The sequence below is a fragment of the Aliihoeflea sp. 40Bstr573 genome, from assembly GCF_024105655.1.
GTDB lineage: Bacteria > Pseudomonadota > Alphaproteobacteria > Rhizobiales > Rhizobiaceae > Aliihoeflea.
In genome coordinates this window covers 1-21,427 of the sequence record NZ_JAAAMH010000017.1, presented here as the reverse complement: position 1 = coordinate 21,427, position 21,427 = coordinate 1, and the positions used below count along the sequence as shown (strand labels likewise).

17 protein-coding genes and 1 pseudogene are annotated in these 21,427 nt (G+C 62.4%); 8 read left to right on the top strand and 10 right to left on the bottom strand.

Translation table 11 applies throughout. The annotated features are described in order from the left end of the window. Window positions 1–19: 19 nt before the first annotated feature. A complete protein-coding gene (locus tag GTK01_RS16830) occupies window positions 20–1,687 on the bottom strand; it encodes a ParB N-terminal domain-containing protein (protein ID WP_252928170.1) in 1,668 nt (555 codons plus the stop codon). Between the two features lie 283 nt (window positions 1,688–1,970). Next, window positions 1,971–2,705: a competence protein CoiA gene (locus GTK01_RS16825; RefSeq protein WP_252928257.1), complete on the bottom strand. Its 735-nt coding sequence runs from the start codon at window positions 2,703–2,705 to the stop codon at window positions 1,971–1,973. 522 nt (window positions 2,706–3,227) lie between these two features. Between GTK01_RS16825 and GTK01_RS16820 the strand changes: the two genes are divergently transcribed. Continuing rightward, window positions 3,228–3,578: an MbcA/ParS/Xre antitoxin family protein gene (locus GTK01_RS16820; protein ID WP_223006698.1), complete on the top strand. Its 351-nt coding sequence runs from the start codon at window positions 3,228–3,230 to the stop codon at window positions 3,576–3,578. A 2-nt stretch (window positions 3,579–3,580) separates the two neighbouring features. After that, window positions 3,581–4,081 (top strand): RES family NAD+ phosphorylase, encoded by a 501-nt coding sequence (locus GTK01_RS16815; protein ID WP_223006699.1) that lies wholly within the window; start codon window positions 3,581–3,583, stop codon window positions 4,079–4,081. Between the two features lie 12 nt (window positions 4,082–4,093). Here GTK01_RS16815 and GTK01_RS16810 read toward each other — a convergent pair whose 3' ends face one another. The 5 genes from GTK01_RS16810 to GTK01_RS16790 form a co-directional block, all read right to left on the bottom strand. Continuing rightward, complete coding sequence (locus tag GTK01_RS16810; protein ID WP_252928168.1) at window positions 4,094–9,181, bottom strand: N-6 DNA methylase; 5,088 nt, start codon at window positions 9,179–9,181, stop codon at window positions 4,094–4,096. 86 nt (window positions 9,182–9,267) lie between these two features. After that, window positions 9,268–9,666, bottom strand: a complete 399-nt coding sequence (locus GTK01_RS16805; protein WP_252928165.1) for a DUF3085 domain-containing protein — start codon at window positions 9,664–9,666, stop codon at window positions 9,268–9,270. Between the two features lie 7 nt (window positions 9,667–9,673). After that, on the bottom strand, window positions 9,674–10,273 hold the full coding sequence (locus tag GTK01_RS16800; protein ID WP_252928163.1) for a DUF1419 domain-containing protein: 600 nt from the start codon (window positions 10,271–10,273) through the stop codon (window positions 9,674–9,676). A 123-nt stretch (window positions 10,274–10,396) separates the two neighbouring features. After that, window positions 10,397–11,632, bottom strand: coding sequence for a DUF3991 and toprim domain-containing protein (locus tag GTK01_RS16795; RefSeq protein ID WP_252928161.1), 1,236 nt, complete (start codon window positions 11,630–11,632; stop codon window positions 10,397–10,399). A gap of 300 nt (window positions 11,633–11,932) precedes the next feature. Then, a complete protein-coding gene (locus GTK01_RS16790; protein ID WP_252928159.1) occupies window positions 11,933–12,346 on the bottom strand; it encodes a helix-turn-helix domain-containing protein in 414 nt (137 codons plus the stop codon). A gap of 80 nt (window positions 12,347–12,426) precedes the next feature. Here GTK01_RS16790 and GTK01_RS16785 point away from each other — a divergent pair, with 80 nt between their 5' ends. From GTK01_RS16785 to GTK01_RS16770, 4 genes are all read left to right on the top strand, one after another. Continuing rightward, window positions 12,427–12,864, top strand: a complete 438-nt coding sequence (locus GTK01_RS16785; RefSeq protein WP_371924382.1) for a mercuric transporter MerT family protein — start codon at window positions 12,427–12,429, stop codon at window positions 12,862–12,864. 15 nt (window positions 12,865–12,879) lie between these two features. Next, a complete protein-coding gene (locus GTK01_RS16780) occupies window positions 12,880–13,218 on the top strand; it encodes a cation transporter (protein ID WP_252928157.1) in 339 nt (112 codons plus the stop codon). Between the two features lie 230 nt (window positions 13,219–13,448). Then, window positions 13,449–14,873, top strand: coding sequence for a mercury(II) reductase (gene merA, locus GTK01_RS16775; protein WP_223006707.1), 1,425 nt, complete (start codon window positions 13,449–13,451; stop codon window positions 14,871–14,873). 218 nt (window positions 14,874–15,091) lie between these two features. Continuing rightward, the gene (locus GTK01_RS16770; protein ID WP_252928155.1) at window positions 15,092–16,447 is read left to right on the top strand and encodes an NAD(P)/FAD-dependent oxidoreductase; all 1,356 of its coding nucleotides are present in this window, start codon (window positions 15,092–15,094) and stop codon (window positions 16,445–16,447) included. 704 nt (window positions 16,448–17,151) lie between these two features. Here GTK01_RS16770 and GTK01_RS16765 read toward each other — a convergent pair. Continuing rightward, a complete protein-coding gene (locus GTK01_RS16765) occupies window positions 17,152–17,895 on the bottom strand; it encodes a Bax inhibitor-1/YccA family protein (protein WP_223006709.1) in 744 nt (247 codons plus the stop codon). A gap of 438 nt (window positions 17,896–18,333) precedes the next feature. Here GTK01_RS16765 and GTK01_RS16760 point away from each other — a divergent pair, with 438 nt between their 5' ends. Both GTK01_RS16760 and GTK01_RS16755 read left to right on the top strand, forming a co-directional pair. After that, window positions 18,334–18,963, top strand: a complete 630-nt coding sequence (locus GTK01_RS16760) for a carboxymuconolactone decarboxylase family protein (RefSeq protein ID WP_371924381.1) — start codon at window positions 18,334–18,336, stop codon at window positions 18,961–18,963. A gap of 141 nt (window positions 18,964–19,104) precedes the next feature. Then, window positions 19,105–19,989 carry an MBL fold metallo-hydrolase gene (locus GTK01_RS16755; protein WP_252928153.1) on the top strand — a complete coding sequence of 295 codons (885 nt, stop codon included), beginning with the start codon at window positions 19,105–19,107 and terminating at the stop codon, window positions 19,987–19,989. A 523-nt stretch (window positions 19,990–20,512) separates the two neighbouring features. Here GTK01_RS16755 and GTK01_RS16750 read toward each other — a convergent pair. After that, window positions 20,513–20,944 carry a plasmid pRiA4b ORF-3 family protein gene (locus tag GTK01_RS16750; RefSeq protein WP_252928150.1) on the bottom strand — a complete coding sequence of 144 codons (432 nt, stop codon included), beginning with the start codon at window positions 20,942–20,944 and terminating at the stop codon, window positions 20,513–20,515. Further along, window positions 20,941–21,159, bottom strand: a pseudogene (locus tag GTK01_RS16745) (transposase domain-containing protein); the annotation flags it as partial. The gene GTK01_RS16750 and the pseudogene GTK01_RS16745, both read right to left, overlap by 4 nt. Between the last annotated feature and the right edge of the window lie 268 nt (window positions 21,160–21,427).

Genomic DNA, 21,427 nt, shown 5'->3' with positions numbered 1-21,427 from the left:
AAAGAGAAAGGTGGTGGGGCTATTCGGCGGCCTCGCGGAACCCTTCCCTGTCGTCGTGGTCCGGGTCGACGGGTTCGGCGTCCGTGCCGTCCGGCTCCTCGTCCTCCTCGGTGACCGTGTTGGAGGCCAGCCATGCGGCGAGCGCGTCGCGGTCGGGTGCGAAGAACGCCGAGGGATGAACGAAAGTCTGCTCGTTGAACGCCTCGACCAGCGCCGCCCGCGTATCCTTGACCCGTGCCCTGGGCAGGACGGACGTGCCTTCGCACGATGCCTCGAGGGCGGAGCGCGACAGGCAGGACAGAAATTCTTCCGTGCCCATATTCGGCAGGAAGCCGTCGGCACCGATCACATCGCCCGCAGCGCGGGCCACGATCCCGCTATTGGTCCGGTTCTCCTGGCAGGAGAGCACCTCGATCAGCATGGAGCGGACCGCGACGCGCAGGGTCTCCATGTCGAAGGAGAGCTTGCCCTCGGTGTCGAAGAGCGACGCCGCGTGACGCGCGATCCGCCGATTACCATAGTAATAGTCGTCTCCACCCCCATTGGCGGAATCGACCCTGACATTCTGGCCGGCGAAGGCGAGGACCAGCAAGGCCATCAGCGTGTCGTCCTCGATCGGGGCACGGCCGAGCGCCTCATGAAGCGCGTCGGTGCGAAGGTCGCCGATCATCTCGATGCCCTTTCGGGTGACGTCAGGCCGCGTCCTGGGCATCACCACGGCATCCTCGCCCGAAGATCCGTTGCCCTTGGCTGCTTTCGGCTCCGGCATCCGGAAATGAACGGTCTGCACCTTACCGTCGCGGTCGAGATACATGGCTGTGTGATCGGACTTCTTCGGCTTGCCGTAGACCCGTTCGGCCTTCTTGGGCAGCTCCGGCTGGCCCCACGTATTGGCCTCGGTGATGACCCCCTTCTTGGGCAGGTTCCGCGTCATCCACTCCTGCTGGGCACCGAGATAGGCCTCGACGTCGGTGGTGTAGCGGCTGTCCTCATCGGCGGGCGCGAACAGGTCCTCGACCCAGGAAATGCCGTAGGCCTGAGCGAGCTCGTCGTCGAAACTCGCATCGCGCGCATACATGCGGGTCTTGGAAAGGCCGTTGGCCACGCTCCACCAGGAAACCTGCGGATCGCCCTTGCTGGGCTTGTGCGCCTTCCAGACCTCCTTCTGCTCCTCGAGCGAGGCGGCCGCGATCGTGCGGAGCTGGCTTTCGTTCGGCATGTCGCCCTTGGCCATATGATCGAGCATGGCCGGCAGCACATTGGCAAGCAGCCGAAGCTTTCGGATCTGGCGGACCGAAAGCGCGAGCGCCACGGCGAGCGCCTCCTCGGTCCAGCCGATGGCGACGAGGCGCTCGATCGCCCGCCACTGGTCGACCGGATTGAGCCCTTCATGGGCGAGCGTTTCGACGAGCGAACGCATGGCGCCACCATCCTCGGCGGCCTCTCCGACAATGACCGTGATCTCTTCGAGACCGGCGGCGATCGCCTGTTTGACGCGGCGATGCCCGGCCTGGATGACAAAGCCGTTGCCGCCATCCGGCTGAGGCGCCACGACTGGCGGCTGCACGATGCCGACCGCTTTGATCGTTGCGAGCAGCAGCGCATCGGCCTGGGGATTGGATTTCGAGCGGCGGGCCCTGTCGGGATTTTCGACGAGAGCGCGCGGATCGACGAGCTTGATTTCCATCGGGATGCTCCTTTCGGGGTTTGGGGAGCCGGCACCGCGCCGGTCCCTTTTTCGTCTTCTTCCCGAAGACATCCCCCGGCCCGCGGAGCAGACGGGCCGGTGCAACTGCGGCGGAGCATCCCTGTCCGGCAGGGCGAGCATGGCTCGTGAGCCATCGCGACGACCGACGGGCCGGGATCGCGAGCGGCGCGGTTGAGGTGAAACCGGCAGCGGCCTGGCCGCTCTGCGAGGGGTACTTCTTCCTCCCCTCCCTATCATGTTTACGGCTCTTGACTGCCGGTCGTCAGAACCGCCGCCGTTGCCGCGGCCTTCTCCACACGCGCCTGCGCTTCGATGGTTTTCCGGATGGGAGCCGGTGGCCCTCCTGCATTGCCGCCACGCGTTCCGCCCGGAACCGCGCCTGAAGGAAGCCGACGATCCCCACAGCGTCCAGGATCTGTGGACGCTCGCGCGCGGCCCGCACGAGAGTCTCGCGGCCGAGAGCCACGACGACGCCGTGGCCCTCCGCCCGCCCGGGCAGAAGCCCCCAAAGATAACGCTCGACCGGCATGGCACCCGGCGCAACGGGTCCCGCACCGGCGAAATCGAAAAAGGCGGGAGCCCGGCAATCGAGCCAGTTCGGCGGAAAACACTCTTTCGGGAACGCGACCGTGTAGATTCCCCTCCAGGGCGTTGGCCGCAGCATTTGCCCACCTGCAGCAAAGCGCGGCGCATCGCGCTTGAGGCGGGTGCCGTCTACGACCCATATGAGGTTCGGATAGAAAGCCTCGCGCGCGGCGCGTTCGTCGGGCCGCAGGTGGGAGTGCTGGAATTCCAGCGCCAGACCATGCCCGGTCCTGACGTCAGCAATGTGCCGCTCGCCGTCTGCGGCAACTTGGACGAACTCCTGCCAATCGGCCGGAAAGTGGCTCTTCCATTGGCGATGCCATCGGGTTTCGGGTTCCCACCAATGATCGCAGGTTCGCCTGCCGCGATGCGCCCAGTGATGGACCCGGCGGTCGCCGCATTTGGCGACCATGGGCTGCCCGCAGCCCGGGCACAGAGCAGAAAGACCGTGGCTGGCTTCGACGCGTTCGTTGTTGACCAATGCATATCGCATGTCCGGCTCCATATATATTGACGAGCATCCGCCAGCGAGGCGGGCGCCGATTGTTTGTTTTGGATGGAAGCTAGCTGCAGCATGGCCAGACGGAGCTGGTGCTGTCTTGATTATCTTCGGCGTGACGGGGCGATGCCGGTCGCCGGTTATGATGACGGAATGTCGAAGATGCCAGGCTCCGTCTTCTACTCAGGCATGTTGCAAGATTAACCGCCGACCGGTTCCGGTCAACTCCAGAAAATCGGTTCACCTCGGATAAGGCTCGTCACGCGGCGGCTCGTTCGGACCCTGTAGTTGTGTCCGCAAGCTCGGCTTCGGTCTCCGCCAGTTGCCGGCGCTTGTCTTCACTCTCTCCCGCAAAGCGACTGGCGCGGCCCTTGAATGCCGCTTTCAATGACGCTATATTGCGTCAGAAAAACTGGCAATGAATGAGGCGGCAGAATGAATCTCGCACAATATTCAGATCACGGGTTGTTCGCGCCCAACAAGATCGCAACCGTCTTTCGCACGACGAGCGAAGAGATTGCGCGCACGGTCGGTCTTGGCAAGGACGCGATCCAGCGCAAGGATCGCGTCCGTTCGGACAAGACACAGCGCCGCCTGCGCGAAATGGTGGAGATCGTCAATAAGGTCGAACCGCGGTTCGGGTCCGCGCTCATGGCCTACGCCTGGTATCGGTCCGAGCCGTTGCCTGGATTCTCCGGGCAGACGGCCATGCAGCTGGTTCGCGACGGTCGGGCCGAAGAGGTTCTCGATTTTATCGATGCCATCGACGCCGGCGTTCACGCCTGATCGTGGCGCTCACCTATTCCGGAAAGCTCTACCGGGCAATCAATCCGGTCTTCGCGCGCGAACCGATGTCGGGGCGCGGTGCGGAGCGCTATGGGGGCCGGTTCAATCCGAAGGGTGTGCCGGCCCTTTACACATCGACATCCGTGCTGACCGCCCTGAGGGAGTCCAACCAGGTGGGCGATCTGCAGCCGACAACGTTGGTCTGTTACCGTGCCGAGATCGATATGGTCTTCGACGCCTCAGATACGGCCGCCCTTACGGCGGCGGGTCTTAACGAAGCCTCACTGGCAGATCCGACCTGGCGCGACCAGATGATCGAGACAGGCGAGGCGCCCACACAGCGTTTCGCGCGCAACCTGATTGCGGAAGGCTACAACGGGCTGCTCGTTCGCAGTTTCGCGAAGGGAGCCGGTCTTGGTGACATGAATCTGGTGCTCTGGAAATGGAGCGCGAGCGGCCCGTCCCGCCTGGAGCTGATCGATGATGAGGATCGGTTGGGTTGAGCGCAACGCGCGTCATGCCGCGTTATCGACACCCGGCGCGTTGGCGATAACATCGTCGGCCAGATCCTTTTCGATCTCGGCCAATCGCCGGCGCTTGTCTTCAAGTTCTCCCGCAAAGGCGAAAGCTTCGCCCTGGCGAGCGCGGTAGGAGGAGAGCCTGCGCTCGGCGTCCGCCAAACGCTGGCGATAGCGAAGCCGCTCGTCCTCGAATGCCGCAAGCGCATGCTCGAGGCGTGAGACCGCGCCAAGCGGTGTCGTCGGGACCGGCAGGTCGATCTCGTATTCGGCGCCGGTGCGCATCAGCATGGTCGTGTAGTGATATCCGTCCTCATCGAACCGCTCGCCGGAGAATTCGACATCGAAGCCACCGATCGAGGCGATTGCGGCGTCACCCTCCTGCTGAAGCTGGATCAGGGTGAGTATCTCCTTCATCAGTGCCCTACCGGCGCGTTTCCGCTCGGAATAGGACTTGCCGGCGACCGTCATGGCGAAAGTCTCGCCCGCCGTCGGGAGACGCCGGTCGATGTCCATGCCGATGTCAGCGATGCGGCGGGTCGCGATCTCGATGTCGCGCTCGGCCTCGCGCATCTGACGGCGGACTGCATGCTGATCGTCCATATGGGCGGCGCGCAAGCGCTCCAGCCGGGCGATGTCGGCTTCGAGCCCGGCCTTCTGCATCAGACGTGGGTCGCCCGACGCGATCGCCTTGGCCATGGCAAACTGGTTGGCCTGGCCCTCGCCCATGTCCTCGAGCCTGCGGATCGAGGTGTCGCCGGAAAGTGCGGCGGCGATGAACCGGGCCTTGCGCTCGTTGTTCTGCCACATGGTGGCGTCGAGCGAGCCTTCCGTCGCATAGGCGAAGATATCGATCTCGTCATGCTGGTTGCCCTGCCGGCCGATGCGTCCCTCCCGCTGCTCGATCTGCGAGGGCAGCCACGGCACGTCGAGGTGATGTAGGGCCTTGAGGCGCAGCTGGGCGTTGACGCCGGTGCCCATGGTTTCGGACGAGCCGATCAGGAACCGGACCTTGCCGGCATTGACGTCACCGAACAGCCGCTGCTTGGCTTGCGCGCGTCTGTAGTCCTGCATGAAGGCGATCTCCGACGCCGGCACGCCCCTGCGCACAAGCTCATCCCGGATCCAGCGATAGGCAGAGAACCCCCTACTCTTTTCCACGCTTATCGTGCCGAGATCGGAAAAGATCATCTGCGCAGCGCCGGGCAAGTCAAAGCAATCGCCATCAGGCTTGCGATAGGTGTTCTGTGAGGTTTCCACCCAGATGCGGAAGGCGTTGCCGATCAGGTCGTTGAGCTTGTTGTCGGGCTCGTCTCCATTGTCGGGGTTGACCAGGCGCAGATCGATCGCGGCGTGGCGGCTGTCGGTGATCACCGACAGCAGGATGTCGTCTCCGGGCTTCGCCGGTCCCTCCCGTTCTTCTATCGCCTTGATGCGGGCGTCGAGCACACTCTGGTAGCGTTTGAAGGCGGCGGACGGCCTGGAGGTCCTGATCTGCCGCTTGCCGGTCGAAACCGCCGGCACCTTCACATACTGCCGCAAGTCCTCGGGCAGCACGACGTCCGCAAAGGAGCGGAACATCGCAATGAGCTCGGGGACGTTGACGAAGGTGGCGAAGTGCGTGACCGGCTTGTATTTACCCGACGGTTGCAACTCGAGTTCGGTCGTCACATCGCCGAAGGTCGAGGCCCAGGCGTCGAACTCGTGCAGACCACGCTCTTTCAGCGCCGCTATGCCGAGGAAGCGCTGCACCGAGAACATCTCGCCGAGCGTGTTGGTGATCGGCGTGCCCGACGCCAGAACGAGCGCACGGCCGGGGTTCTTGGTTTCAACGAAGCGGGACTTGACGTAGAGGTCCCATGCCCGCTGCGAGCCCGTAGGATCGACCCCCTTCAAGCTCGACATGTTGGTGGCAAAAGAGAGCTTACGGAACTCCTGGGCCTCGTCGACGATGATCTGGTCAATGCCGAGCTCGGATATGGTCAGAAGATCGTCCTTGCGCGTCGCGAGCGCCTCCAGCCGTTCCTTGAGCCCCTCTTTCAGCCGCTCGAGCCGCTTGCGCGACACGCGGTCGTCGCTTTCGACCCTGGTCAGAAGCTCCTCGTAGAGCCCCAACTCGTCCTGGATCATCTGCTGTTCGAAGGCGGACGGAATGGAGATGAACCTGAACGCCGAATGCGTGATGATGATCGCATCCCAATTGGCCGTGGCGGCGCGGGCGAGGAAGCGGTGCCGCTTGTCCTTGGTAAAATTGGTCTCGTCGGCAACGAGGATGCGGGCGGTCGGGTAGAGCGCCAGGAACTCGCGCGCCGCCTGGGCGAGGCAATGACCGGGAACGACCAGCATCGCCTTAGCGATCAGCCCGAGCCGCTTCTGCTCCATGATTGCCGCCGCCATTGTCATGGTCTTGCCGGCGCCGACGGCATGGGCGAGATAGGTCGAACCCGCCGAGATGATGCGCCAGATGCCGCGTTTCTGGTGCCCGTAAAGAGAAAAGGCGCCTGAGGCGCCCGGAAGCTGAAGGTGATCGCCGTTGAATTTTCGCGGGGCGATGTTGTTGAACCGGTCGTTATAGTCCCGGACAAGCCGATCGGTGCGGTCGGGATCGGACCAGATCCATGCCTGGAAGGCCGTCTTGATCTTTGTGAGTTTCTCCTTGGCCGCCTCGGTGTCGACCACATTGAGGACGCGCTTCTCGCTATCGCCCTCCTTCACGGTGTCGAAAATCTGCGGCACCCGGCTGTTGAGGGCATCGGCAAGCAGCTCGCCGGCGTGCCGCCGATCAGTGCCCCATTCCGACGTCCCGGCGGCACAAACCCCAAGCTGTCGTGCCTCGACAGTCCAGGAGGCGAGTTCCGGCATGTGGCGGATTTTGATTTCGGCGCCCATCATCTCCTTGACGAAGGCGACAATGTCGGCGGCGGGAATCCAGGGGGCACCCAGACGCGCCGTGATATCGGATGGGTTCAGGTCCGCGGGCTGGACATCACGCAGCGTCCGCACATTGCGTTCAAACGCCGGATCGAGGGCGGAAGCGACTTCCGACGCCTTGAGCTTGTCGCGCACCTTCCCCGAGAGATAGGCGTCGGCGGTCTGCCAGGACCCGGTCTCGGGATCGCGGAAAACGGCATCACCCAGTTCGGCGATGACGGTGTCCACATCGGCATGCATGAGCTCGGCGATATGATCGACATCGACATGACCGCGCTCGTTGAGCACCACGGCCAGCGCATCGGCGGCACAGGTGATGATCGGCGCCGAGGGCGGGGCGATCACCCGCTCGGTAAAGATCGGACCGGGGCGCGCCGTGTTCGACTGGAGGTCGTATTCCTCGATCGAGGCGACGAGCCAGCAATCGGGGTCGTCGAGAAAGGGCTGGAGATTGGGACGGCGGTGCGTCTCGCGGACTTCGCCGGCATCAAGATCCTCCTTCACCGATACGGTGGTGGAATTAACCGGACCAAAGGCGCGCACGAAATTCGACCAGGCAATGCGCAGCCTGACCTGGTGCTGCTTGAAGGGCTGATCGAACTCCTGAGCCTTCAAGACTTCCCGCACGGCGTCGCGGATCGGGATCAGCTTTCGGATGATCCTGGCCTGTTTGTCGGAGACGCCTTCTGCGGCACGGCCCTTGCGCACTGTGATGGTGACGGGTTCACCGTCGCGCACCTGCATCAGTGCCTGGTTCTTGCCGATAAAGAAGCTGCCCTCGCGGATGCCCTTCCCTTCAGGCTTATCGAACTCGTGGGCATCGCCGGCATCGGTTTCCGGATCGACGGCTTCCGGCTCGCCATCATAGATCGCTTCCGGAAGAAGATGGATGGCGGCGCCGAGCGCCTGCTCCAGATCGGCATCAGGCTGCGGCAGGCAGGTATAGGTCTCGCCGTAAGGTCCGGACGTCGTGGCATGGTTTCCCAAAACGTGATCCGGATGCTGCGCAAACCAGCGATTGATGCGGATGGGGCCCTCGTCCTCGGTTGCAGGCCGGACCTCTTCTGTTTCCAGCCAGGACATGTCGCCCTCGGCGTCGCCTGGCCTGCGCTTCCGGAAAAAGAGGATGTCGACCACCACGTTCGTGCCGGCCTCGGCCCGGAAACTGCCCTCGGGCAGGCGGATGGCGGCGACAAGATCGGCCTGTTTGGCGATCGTTTCCCGCGCAGTTGGATCGGCCTTGTCCATGGTGCCGCTGGAGGTAACGAAAGCCGCAAGTCCGCCGGGCTTCAGCCGGTCGATGGCCTTGACGATGAAATAGTCATGCAGCCGCAAACCGAGGCCGCGATACGTCCGGTCCGAACGCACCGTGCGATCAGAAAAGGGCGGATTGCCGATCGCCAGATCGAAATGCGCCGGCAGATCCGTACGGGCGAAGTCGCCATTGACGATCCGGGCGCGGGGCCGGAGCAGGCGGGCGATCCGCGCCGTGACCGGGTCGAGTTCGATACCGGTGACATGGCTGACCGGGCGCAGCTCCTCGGGCATCAGAGCGGGAAACAGCCCTGTTCCGATGCCGGGTTCAAGCACCCGGACGCCGCGCCAGCCGAGCCGCAGCAAGCCCGACCAGATGGCCCGGACGATGAACTCCGGCGTAAAATGCCCATATTGCGTGCAGCGGGCGAGCGAAGTGTATTCCTGCTCAGAGGTGACATCCTGCAGATCGGCGCCGATCTCCTGCCAGCCCTCGCGAAACTCCTCCTCGCCCGGGCGCGGGAACACCGTATCGGCCAGTTCCGAGGCACCGAACCCGGTGAACTTGATGAGAGCCGCCTGTTCCTCAACCGTCGCCGGACGGGCCTCGGATTCGATTGTCTGGGCGAGCGCGATGGCAGCGATGTTGTCTTTGGCGCGCTGCCTCCAGCCGCGGGCCAGACCGCGATTGCCGACAAGATGGAAATTCTCGCCGCGTGCGTTGTCCGCGGTTTTGCCAGGGCGTTGTGAAGCCGCGGGCACCGGCTCTTCCGACGCGTCGTAATCGTGATCCTCTGGCCGTTCGGTCGTCGGGCCGAACGCGGTGACGCCAAGACCGAGGCCGGATGAAAGGGAGGTGTTGCCGAAGAGATCGAGCGTGAACGGGTCGTCATTGGGCATCGGTTGTTCTCCGTGGGTTGGGGTGCGCGGCCGCCCGCCGCCGAGATGACCGGTGGCGCGACGCACGCGACAGATTCGGGATGGGGTCAGCGGGTGATCAGCGAGAACGAGATGCCGTGCTCGGTGAGCTGCACCCTCAGATGGGTGGCGCCGAAGTTCCGGTTGAAGCTCGGGATCAGCAGGTCGGCATCGATGAACTCGACGCCGTCATCGCCACCGAAATGGCGGCGCTTGTAGTCCCACCAATCCGGGTTGCCCTTCGGGTGGCATTCGGCGGAATAGACGACGAGCGGTGTCTCTCCATCGGCGAGCTTGCCGTTCGAGATGATGTAGACGCCCTCGTCGCCGACGAGCCACAGGCCGGGCTTTTCGCCCTGGCCGGGTTTCAAGCCGTAGTAGGGATCGCGGAAGCCGCCATTGGCGGCCGCGTCGGCTTCCCCGCGCGCGATGACCTTACGCACGGCCATGATCGGGAAGGTGAACATGGCGGCCTCACGCGGCCTCGAGCAGCGGCAGGTGGCGCAGATGAACGGGAAGCTTTTCCGAGATCTGCACGTCAGTCAGATGATCCAGCAGAGCGAAGCTGCTTCCATGCCTGCCATAGACGATGATGGTGCGCTGGCCGCGGTTCTCGGGGCGGAAACCCGCCCCGGCATAGCTGCGATACCGGTCCTCGGTGGCGCTCCAGATATGCTCGATCCGCTCCTCGCGGGTCATCGCCTTGACCGGACGGCGCTCCCGCTCGACGATGGCATCGCGCATCTCGACCGGCGAACCCGGCCGGGCGAGATCGCAATAGGCATGGAAGTAGCGGTCCGCCCCATTGATGCGCAGCGCATAGAACACGCTGGTGATGCTGCCGGTCAGGAATTCGCCCAGGGCGAACATCTCACCGCGCATCCAGAGCGGCGGCAGGATATCGAGCATGTAATCGTGTTCGGGCCGGGCGATCTCGAACCATTCGCCCGCGAACAGGGCGCCGTCGTCGTTCTGCCAACGGTTGGGGCGCTGGGCGTGGCGATCGAACAGACTGAACATCTGCCGGCGATCGGCAACTCCGAAATAGATCTTGCGGATGGGAGAGAGGGTCATGGGTGGGCTCCTTGGCCTCCGGGCTGGAGCGCGGCTCATCCTCTCGACGTCGCCATCGTCTTCAGCCCTTCCGGACCCCTCTCAAGCGGCCGCCTCTCCGTCCGGCCGGGTCAAGGGCCGGCGTCAGCCGGGCGAAGCGTCACCCTTGAGGCGGCCGGCGGGCATGCGGCAGCCGTCCTCCTTCGGCTTCTCCCTCCCTTTCGATTCCTCACTCCTTCCCAGCTCAGCGTTCCAATCGTCTTCCAACGGACAGATCCGCTCGAACCCGCATCCTGCCTCGGCCGCAAGGTCTCGCAGACGGCCGGCGTATGTCTCGCCCTGCGCGTTGTTGTCGGTGGCCGCCACGAGATGGGCGCCCGGCCGGTGGGCGTGTGCGCGAAGGGCCTCGGCCGTGGCCGGTGCCCAGCCGCCGCCGGTGCTGAGATAGAGGCTGTCTGATCGAACATCTTCGATCGCAGCCAGGCTCATGGCGTCGATCGCCGCCTCGGTGACACAGAGCCGGAGCGCATCGGGCCGGCCGAGACGCAACAGCACCTTGGCGCCGCCGGACGCGAAGCCGCGCCAATCGGGACCGCGCTCCTCCCAGCCGGTCACCTGACCGGCGTGATCGGTATGGCCGGCCCACATGCTGCCCTTCGGGCCTTCGCGCAGGAGGTTCGCGGCGTTGGCCTTTCGGATGACACGCTCAGGGATGTGGCGCGTGTCGCGGAGATAGCGCCACGTCGCCGAGCCGGGCCAGGGCTTGCGCCGGACGCGCCAGCGTTCCACGATCGTCAGGTCAGGCGTGCGATCTCTGGCCTCGCGTATCCAGACCGGCTCGGACGGCGTAAAGCCGACCAGCTCGGCAACGACATAGAGCGAGGCAGCAAAAGGAACGCCGTCCAGATGTTCCACCAGAGAGAAGACGTCGCCCTTCGCATCCGACAAGGGATCGAACCAGCCCTTGCCGTCATGGATCACGATGATGATCTCGCTGGCGCGGCGATACTTCATCGCCTTGCGGCTGCTCTCCTTGAGATCGAGCGCGAACCCCGCGTCCTCCAGCACGGAGTTGCAGGGCACCTTCCCTCTCAGCTCTTCCAGGTCTGCTTTTTCCATATCTCGCCTGCGCCTTCGCGCGCTCCTCTTATCCGATTCCCGCTCCCGGTCCGTGCCGGGACGAGGATCGGCAGGCCGCGAAGAGCAAGCCGGGCAAGGGCGCGGCGGGCAACCCGGCAGATTTGCGGGGCCGGACCGATCCGGCCCGCCGCGGCGAAGCCTCCCTTGCCGGGCGCAGCGCGCAAGCGGCACGCACACCCGCGCGTCAACCGCTGCGTCGCTCTTCCTCGGCGACATCCCGGTCACCTTCTCGATATCCATTTCCGCCTGCGGGGAGATGCGGGCGATTTCGGCGGCGACCTTGGCCCAGTGATAGAATTCGGCTTTCTCGCCGCGAACGCGTGCCCGGGCGGCACGACGCTGCGCCTCATAGCAAGCGTTGGCCTCATGTTCCCGCGGGTATACCGATGAAAACCACGGCCAAGTCTTGCCGCGACCTGGGGCTGTCCCGGGTAGGGGTGAAATGACACCCTCTAGGTGTTCCGCCGCTGTCGCTGAATGGGCTACCCAACCGATGATCTCAGCTACGCCGACAGCAACGTAGGGCAGCGACACCTACCGTCATGCGACGAGCGCATCGAGGATCGGGCATTCCGGCACATCTTCGCCCGAGCATTGCGCTATGGTCCGGGCCAAGAGCCGCTCGATGCGCCGGAGGTCGGAGATCTTGGCCCTGATTTCCGCCAGATGCGGTTTTGTCCGTTCCTGGATCTCGGCGCAGGTCTGGCACTTACGATCGACGAGGTCTAGCAAGCCGCGAATCTCATTAATGCCAAAGCCCAGTTCGCGGCTGCGCAGGACAAAGCGCAGGCGTCGCACGTGGGTCTCGTCATACAGGCGATATCCCTTGGAGGTGCGCGGCGGCTCCGGCATCAGGCCAATATTTTCATAGTAGCGGATTGTCTCGATGTTACAGCCGGTGCGATTGGAGAGCTGGCTACGCTGCAGCCCCTTCACCGGAACGTGTTCTGTCATGGCGCAATTTCCCTCTTGAGCCTGTAGTTGCTACAGGAGTTATGTACCATGGGACCCAAGAATTGTCGTGAGGGTTTTGGATGATGAATGATGTACGTGAAGCGATTCAAAATCGAAGATGGTCGTTGATGAAAGAATTCGGCGGCAACTCTCGGGAGGTTGCCAGTGATCGGGTTCGGAGTGAGGGCGGATTCGCAACGCTAAGCGTCATCGGCGCGTCCTTGGCATCGGCCTGTTGCGTGGTCCCCCTGCTCTTGGTGATGCTCGGCATCTCCGGCGCATGGATCGGAAGCCTGACGATGCTCGAACCCTATAAGCCCTATATCGTGGCCGCGACGCTCGTGCCGCTCGGGCTTGGCTTCTGGCAAGTCTATTTCAAGCCCAAGACCGTTTGCGAACCGGGTTCCTACTGCGCCCGTCCGCGCTCCGCCATCATCACCAAGACCGCGCTCTGGATCGCGACGGTCATCATCGTGCTCGCCATCACGATCGGCTGGTGGGCACCGCTGTTCTATTAGAATAGGAGACAACACGTGAAACACTTGCCGAAAGCTATCTTCGCCGCACTTGCTCTCGGGACAAGCACGATGATTGCGTTGTCGTTCGTCAGCTCCGCTTCCGCCCAGTCGCCGTCAGAAGCAGTTGCCGTGGCAGAAAAGACGCAGACGTTTGCCATCGAGAACATGTCGTGCGCGTCGTGTCCGATCACGGTACGCTTGGCCATGGAAGGTGTTGCGGGAGTGAAATCGGTCAAGGTAGATTTCGAGGCCAAGACGGCGACGGTTGTCTACGACCCGTCGACCGCTACGGTCGCGGCTATTGCCGCTGCTTCCACCGATGCTGGCTATCCTGCCAAGGCGATCGGGAGTTAGACCCATGCATGACCGGTCCATACCTGGCTTCGGACTGGTTGGCGCTCTGATGTAGCATTGTGCTGGTTGGCGCTGCTCCTGCCGGCGCTGTAGGCGTGATCGGCGTGGGCGCACTCACAACAGCGGTCTACGGTCTATTGCCTGTTCTCATCATGATTGTTGCTGCAGTGGGTTACCTGCTGTGGCGACATCGGCCACGCGTCGATAACAGAAATCAGTAGGAGATTTTCATGTCCGACTGCTGCAAGTCAAAAAATAATTGCCGCTATGATCTGGCGGTGATCGGTGCCGGTTCCGCGGGGTTCTCGGCCGCGATCACGGCCGCTGAGCTGGGCGCGCAGGTCGCGCTCATTGGCCACGGCACGATCGGCGGCACTTGCGTCAATGTTGGCTGCGTGCCGTCGAAGACGATGATCCGCGCCGCCGAGGCGCTGCACGGTGCGCGCGCCGCGCATCGTTTTCCCGGCCTTGCCGGCGAGGCCAATGTGATTGACTGGGCAGGTCTCATCGCGGCCAAGGATGATCTGGTCACAACCCTGCGGCAGAAGAAATATATCGACCTGCTGCCCGAATATAACGGGATTGTCTATCTTGAGGGTCCTGCGCGCCTGAACGGACAGGGCGTATTCGTGAATGGCGCCGCGATCCCGGCCGGCAGGATCATCATCGCGACCGGTTCTTCGCCGGCCTTGCCCGATATTCCCGGCGTTGCGGAGGTTCCCTACCTCACCAGCACGACCGCGCTCGAATTAACCGACTTGCCGCGTTCGCTGCTAGTGATCGGCGGCGGCTATATCGGCTGCGAGCTCGCGCAGATGTTTGCCCGCGCGGGGGTGGAAGTGACACTCGTTACCCGTCGCCGCCTGCTGCCGGAGGCAGAGCCGGAGGTTTCTAAGGCCCTGACCGGCTATCTTCGTGACGAGGGCATCACCGTCCGCACCGATCTTGCCTATCGCAGGATCGCGCGGACCGATCGAGGTGTCGAGCTGACGATTGCCATCGGCGGGGCGGAGGAAGTGATCCCCGCCGAGGAGGTTCTTCTGACCACGGGGCGATCTCCGAACACCGATGCTCTCGGGCTAGCCGACGCGGGCGTGCGGCTGTCCGGCAATGGCGGCATCGTCGTCGACGAGCGGATGCGCACCTCAAGGCCTGGCGTCTACGCGGCGGGCGACGTGACCGGCCGTGACCAGTTCGTCTACATGGCGGCCTACGGCGCCAAGCTCGCGGCGAAAAACGCGCTGAACGGCGACAGCCTCGTCTATGATAACGCGGCCATGCCGTGGGTGACGTTCACTGATCCGCAGGTGACCGGTGTCGGCTTGACCGAGCGGGCGGCTCAGGCCACAGGCTTTACGACCAAGACCTCGATAGTCCCGCTCGACCAGGTACCGCGGGCGCTGGCTGCCCGCGACACGCGTGGGCTCATCAAACTGGTTGCCGATGCCGGGACCGACAGGTTGCTTGGCGGCCAGATCCTTGCGCCCGAGGGCGCAGACAGCATCCAGACGGTGGTGCTGGCCATCAAGCACGGCATGACGACCCGGGAACTGGGCGAGACGATCTTTCCCTATCTCACCACGGTCGAAGGGCTGAAGCTTGCCGCGCAGGGCTTCGGCAAGGACGTGGCGAAGCTCTCCTGCTGCGCCGGATAGGAAGGAATAATGGAACGCCGTCACGCATCCCCTCCACGACTAGCTTGAAAAGGCCTTCGTCAGAACCGGCGGCACTCTTCGTGAAAAGGGCTGTGAATGTAACCGCTGCCACTCCACATAAGGCCAGGCAGTCGAGGAGCCCAAAACAAACCTGAAACTGTTCGTCTGGAAGAGTGTGAATGCGGTCTAACAGCCGCAACCGATCGAAAGAGGAAAACATGGGCAATACCGGAAGGTTCAATCTGATTGTGATCGGAGGTGGTACGGGTGGAAACGGTGTCGCTCGGATGGCCGCCAACGCTGGCTGGACGGTTGCCAGCATCGACAGCCTGCCCTTCGGCGGCACTTGTGCGTTGCGGGGCTGCGATCCCAAAAAGATGCTGATCGCCGTGACCGAGGGGGTCGAATGGGCCCGCAACCTCGACGGCAAGGGGCTGGTGGCACAGACCTCCGTCAACTGGCCGGACATGATCGCCTTCAAGCGCACGTTTACCGATGCGATGCCCGACCGCATCGAAGGCGGACTGGACAAAGCCGGTATTACAGTGTTGCACGGCGAGGCACGCTTCACCGGGCGTGACAAGATCGAGGTCAGTGGCGAAGTCCTATCGGCACGACACTTTCATATCGCCACCGGCGCCCGGCCAATGGCGCTGAACATCCCCGGCGAGGAATTGCTGGCGACCAGTACCGATTTCCTCGCGTTGCCGGAACGGCCCGACAGGGTGGTGTTCGTTGGCGGCGGATTCATCGCGATGGAATTCGCCCATATCGCCAAGCGTACGGGGGCGCGCGAAGTGACGGTTCTGGAAATGATGGAGCGGCCGCTGGGGAATTTTGATCCGGACCTTGTCGCGATCTTGTCCGAAGCCACGGCCGATCTCGGCGTCGATCTGCGGACTGAGGCCAAGGTTCTCAAGATCGAGAAGAATGGCACAGGTTTTACAGTCGCTTACGAGACGCCGACAGGCGTTGAGACCGTCGACTGCGATCTAGTGGTTCACGCAACCGGTCGCGTCCCCAATATCGACCATCTCAACCTCGAAGCCGCAGGCGTTGAGTATAGCCGCATGGGCATCAAGGTCAGCCCCTTCATGCGCACCACCAACCCCGCAATCTTCGCCGCCGGCGATTGTGCGGACAGTGGCCCGATGCTGACCCCCGTCTCAGCCAACGAAGGCCGGATCGCGGCTAAGAACCTGCTCGCCGGCAAGGACGAGCGGGAGGTGAATTATCCACCGATCCCGAGCGTCGTCTTCACACTGCCGCAACTGGCCTCAGTCGGACTTTCAGAAGCTGCAGCACGCGAGGAGGGATTGGATTTCGACACCCATTTCGACAAAACCGCAGGCTGGTATTCATCGCTGCGCGTCGGCGCCAAGCACACCGCCTACAAGGTTCTGGTCGAAAAGGGGACCGGAAAGATCCTGGGGGCCCACCTGATCGGCCCCGGCGCCGAGGAGCAGATCAACCTCTTCGCGATGGCGATGGCCGCAGGCCTGACCGCGAACCAGATAAAGGGCCTCATCTTCGCCTATCCGAGCTTTGCATCCGACATCAGTTCGATGATTTAGGAAGAACGGGCACATGTTTCCTGAAACTGTCGATGCGAACGTCGAGCTGATTGGCTACGACTACGACTCCGCGCGTTGCAAGTGATCACGCAAGATCACGTCTTCAACGACCAGGAGGAAAGCCGGTTCAAACCGGAGGAACGAGAGGCCGCACAGATGCCGGGATCCGAGAAATTCGCTTGTGTGGGCAGTGACGGTTCGACCCCGACGTGATACTCAGCAGAATGCTAGAGGTGGCCGGTTCTCTGGTAGGTTTGCTCAGCATGCGCAGCCGGTCGAAGCGCAACAGATTCGTGACAATCCAGCGCCGTGAGGATGCACGGATGCAGTCAGCAAGGAGATTCCAGACCGTGTACGTGCCGACCTTGGGAAGGTTTCGATTACGCCGTTGGGCACCGTAGCGGTCAAGATGATATCTGGGAAAGTCATCGGGACCAATGCCGATCAAAGACCGGGCTTCTCCGGCGGCACATACCCTTGAAACATCTCGTCATGGGATGATCGCGTATTCCTGAAAGTAGATTCGGCTGCCGACTGACGGATGCGGACGAGCGTGACTATTCACCCTCCCACAGTGACAATGATCAACGGGAGCCCTCGCGAAGCCAGTGTTGCGCTCGCTGCTCAGACGCCGACAAACCGATCGATCATGAAGGAGAGGCGGCCCTGAACCGCCCTTCGCGTGTTCATCCGGCCGAGCGCCCCTATTCGCGATTACCCAGGAACTGCAACAGGAACATGAACAGATTTATGAAGTCCAGATAGAGCCTGAGGGCGCCCATGATCGCTTTGCGGCCCGCCACCAGCGTATCGTCGCCTTCCCAGTACATCTCCTTGATTTGCTGCGTATCGTAGGCTGTCAGGCCTGCAAAGATCAGAACGCCGATTGCGGAGATGGCGAACTGCAGCGCCGAAGACGCCAGGAAAATGTTGACGATCATCGCCAGAATGAGGCCGATCAGGCCCATGAACAGAAACGAGCCCATGCCGCTCAGGTCGCGTTTCGTCGAATAGCCCCAGAGCGATAGCGCGCCGAACGAGGCGGCCGTGATGAAGAACACGCGCACGATACTCTCGCCAGTGTAGACGAGAAAGATCGAAGCGAGAGACAGGCCCATGACCGCAGCGAAAGCCCAAAAGGTCGTCTGCGCTGCCGAGACCGTCATCTTTTGAATGCGGGCGCTCAAGAAGAATACGAAGCCGAGCGGCGCAAGCATGACCATCCACCGCAATGGACTGGCGAAGATGAGCTGTCCGAACCCGGTGAGCTGCCCGCTGGAAACGGCCATCTGAGCGGTCGCGAATGCGGCCACGCCGGTGATTGCGAGGCCCAGCGCCATCAGGTTGTACACCCTGATCATATACGCGCGCAGGCCCTCGTCGATTGCCGCTTCGGTGCGAGCGCTCGCCGGTGCGGGGGTCGCTTGGATATTGCGAAGGTCAGCCATAGTTTCCCCTACTGCTGCTGTCCCGTCCGGTGTAGGGCGCAAGAGAGTTTCACGCGCCTGCGGGCCACTGGCGCAACGTCCAGCATGCCTATATACTGAAATAGGATGAAATTGCACGATGGACAAGGCCGACGGTCGGATTGTCGATCCGCCTTCGCGGTCAACACATCGCTGACTGACACGATCAGCTCTTCCCTGTTCGACAGTTGCGCCCCATACGCATGCCCGTGGTCTCGCTAAGCCGCCACCTAAGATTGCAGTACCCAAGGGAGCTCCTGGTAACTCGCAGGGGCCCGAGCTTTGGCTATGATGTTGGTGCGCAGTAGATCTGGAGACCCACGGCCCTCCTGGCGCAAGATCCGCATGTCTCTGCATTGCGTTGGTCGGAAATTTCGGTATCGTCCCGTGAGTAACACTGGCCTTCAATTGGGCAGCGCTATGCCTTTTATCCAAACCCTGACCGGAAAGAACGCTGGTGAAAAGGCAGTGGAGATGTTCACGCGAGCCATACGTGAATTCGGCTATCTCCCAAATATGGTGAAGGTCTTCAGCCACCGTCCGGAAGTCATGGACGCGTGGGACGGTTTGCTTGACAGCATAAAGAGCAACATGGATGTGCGGCGCTATGAACTCGTCACAATTGCCGCCGCGAAACAGCTGCGGAGTTCGTATTGCATGCTGGCGCACGGTTCTTTTCTGCTGCGCGACCATTTCACCGCACAAGAACTCCAAGCCGTAGTTGAAGACGCGGAGGAGCCTTCCCTTGACGCGACCGATCGGGCCGTGATGCAGTTTGCGACCAAGGTCGTGCGCGACGCTACATCGATCAGCGCGGATGATATAGAAGGCCTGCGAAGCCATGGCTTATCTGACCAGGAGATTTTCGATGTCGCGTCCGCTGCCGCTGCGAGGTGCTTCTTTAGCAAACTGCTGGATGCCATGGGCGCGCAGCCAGATAGCGCATACAACGAAATTGAGCCTGGACTGAGAAAGTCCCTCTTGGTTGGACGTCAGATCGCAAACGATGGGAGCGCAGATCAGGAAGCTGCGCAGAGTGAGCCACGGTAACGGCGGGATCAGGTTAGTGCCGCTGAAACTTGTTGCGTCGGACAATTCTCTTTATTCGGATACGTGTGAACGAAGCCCACCCGAGGTGGTCGTCGGAGTGGTTGACCAGATATTGCCTTTTTTCCAAATCGAGATTTCAACATGAGCGTTGAGTGCCCGGTCGTTAAAGCTTTTTTCGACAAGCGAACCTTCTCAGTCCAGTATGTCGTAGCTGACCCCACCACAAAGAAGTGCGCGATTATCGATCCAGTACTTGATTTTGACGAAAAGTCGGGCGCGACCACAACGAAGAATGCGGACGCCATACTCGAATATGTTCGCGAACAAGGCGTCGACGTCGAATGGATCCTCGACACCCATCCGCATGCCGACCATTTTTCGGCCGCATCCTATCTGAAGGAAAAGACCGGCGCGCCCACGGCGATTGGGGAAAAGGTCGTGCAGGTACAGGAAATGTGGAAGCGCATCTATCACTGGCCCGACTTCCCTGCGGACGGTTCACAATGGGACAAGCTGTTCGCCGAGGGCGAGACATTCTCCGTCGGCTCCATCCCCGCCAGGATCCTCTTCTCGCCCGGCCATACGCTTGCCTCGATTACCTACGTCATCGGCGATGCGGCATTCGTGCACGACACACTCTTTATGCCTGACAGCGGCACAGCGCGCTCTGATTTCCCCGGCGGCAGCGCCGTACGTCTGTGGGAGTCAATCCAGGAGATTCTGGCCCTCCCGGAAGAAACGCGCATCTTCACCGGCCATGACTACCAGCCCGACGGGCGCGAGCCCAGATGGGAATCGAATGTCGCCGAGCAGAAGGCGAAGAACATTCATATCTCGAAATGCAGGTCGCAGGCCGAGTTCATGAAGCTCCGCGAGGCGCGCGACAGGAGGTTGCCCATGCCACGGCTTATCCTGCACGCACTGCAGGTGAACATGAATGGCGGCCGCCTGCCAGCACCGGAGTCGAACGGCAAGCGGTATATCAAATTCCCGCTCGACGCGCTCGATGGGGCGGCCTGGGACTGACGCGGACGGAGTTCGATATTGGGCCGGAAACGGCCGAGGTGGTGGAGATTGCCAGCGATCGGCGGATTTCCTTGGTCTCCCCACCGCAACCTTCTGATAGTCATCGCCCGCTTCTAGACGGCGAGCGCTTGCTACTTGACCTCCAAGCCACGCTCGGTACTTGCAAAAGATCGGGAAACGCCACGAGGCACTGCCTTAAGATCTCATCGACCGTTTGAATGCGCGAAAGAGTTGATTTGGCTGCCCCAAGTTCTTATCTGCCAACAAGATATTTGCGTTTCTCATAGCCGGCAGGGAGCTTCCGTCGGCGGCCGGAAGCAGGAAAGTTCCGGAACGACTCGGTCGCATTCCACTTGAGACGTAAAAGCTAAGAACCGGCACAAGACCACCGGCTGATTCACCATGGAAGGATACGGCCATGAAGATGCCGGCCTGACCTTCCCGCGGGAGACGAGACAGAACGTGCCGGTAGGGCAGGCTGCCCGTCAAACCGAGAAACGGTCGGCGCACGGTGGAGTAGGTTTCATTCCTTCGGCATTGAAGTAAGCCTCCGGTGAGGACCGCGGCCGGCGCCGTCGATGTAGCGGGGATACTCGGCAGCGGGATCCGCGTCGGCAATTGCCTCGATCGCGATCGTGTGCCGCCAGTCGTCACCGAAGTCGTAGGTGTAGGCCAGTTGCGTGATGCCGCGATCGACCAGCGTTCCGAGCCGCATCGTCTTCGCCGAGTAGGTTTTGTCGCGCAGACTATCCCATTCGGGATCGGGGATGGCGTAGCGCTTTCCGTCGGCGCGGAACTCGAACAGGTGATAATCGTCAAACGGCATGGCCGCCTGAATGATGTCGTGCAAGGCCTTGAGCGTCGCCGCCAGCGGCACCTCGGCGCGCCGCCAGACGGCGGGCTGCCAGTCATCGAGCTGGATTCTGATGCGGGCGATGCGATCAGCGTGGCTCATGCCGCCAATCTTGCAGATTGCGCCTTCCAGTTCCACGGCAGGAGATCGGCCAGCCGGCTCTGCGGTGTGTCGGCGATGCGGGCGAGCACGTCGGCGAGCCAGGCCTGCGGGTCGACTTCATTGAGCCGGGCACTTGCAATCAGCGTATACATGACGGCCGCGCGGTCGGCGCCACGGTCCGACCCAGCGAAGAGCCACGACTTTCTGCCGAGAGCGAAGACTGATTCATTATGCACCCCTCTTCAAATGGCGGGAAACAGCGATTTCTGATTATCGTCGTGGATGATACGCGGAGATTTGCGCGCCAAATCGACCTTGATCCGTTCATCTTCAAGGTCGCTGGCGCGGATCTGGTAGGGTGATCAGCCCCCACTGACGGGTCCGGCTGGAATGTTAGTGCATTGACGGTCTTGTTGCCAGCGCGGGCGGCATCGCTGGTTGGGTTTGCAGGGCCGTCCGCGCGGCGAAGGCTGGGATGAAGAC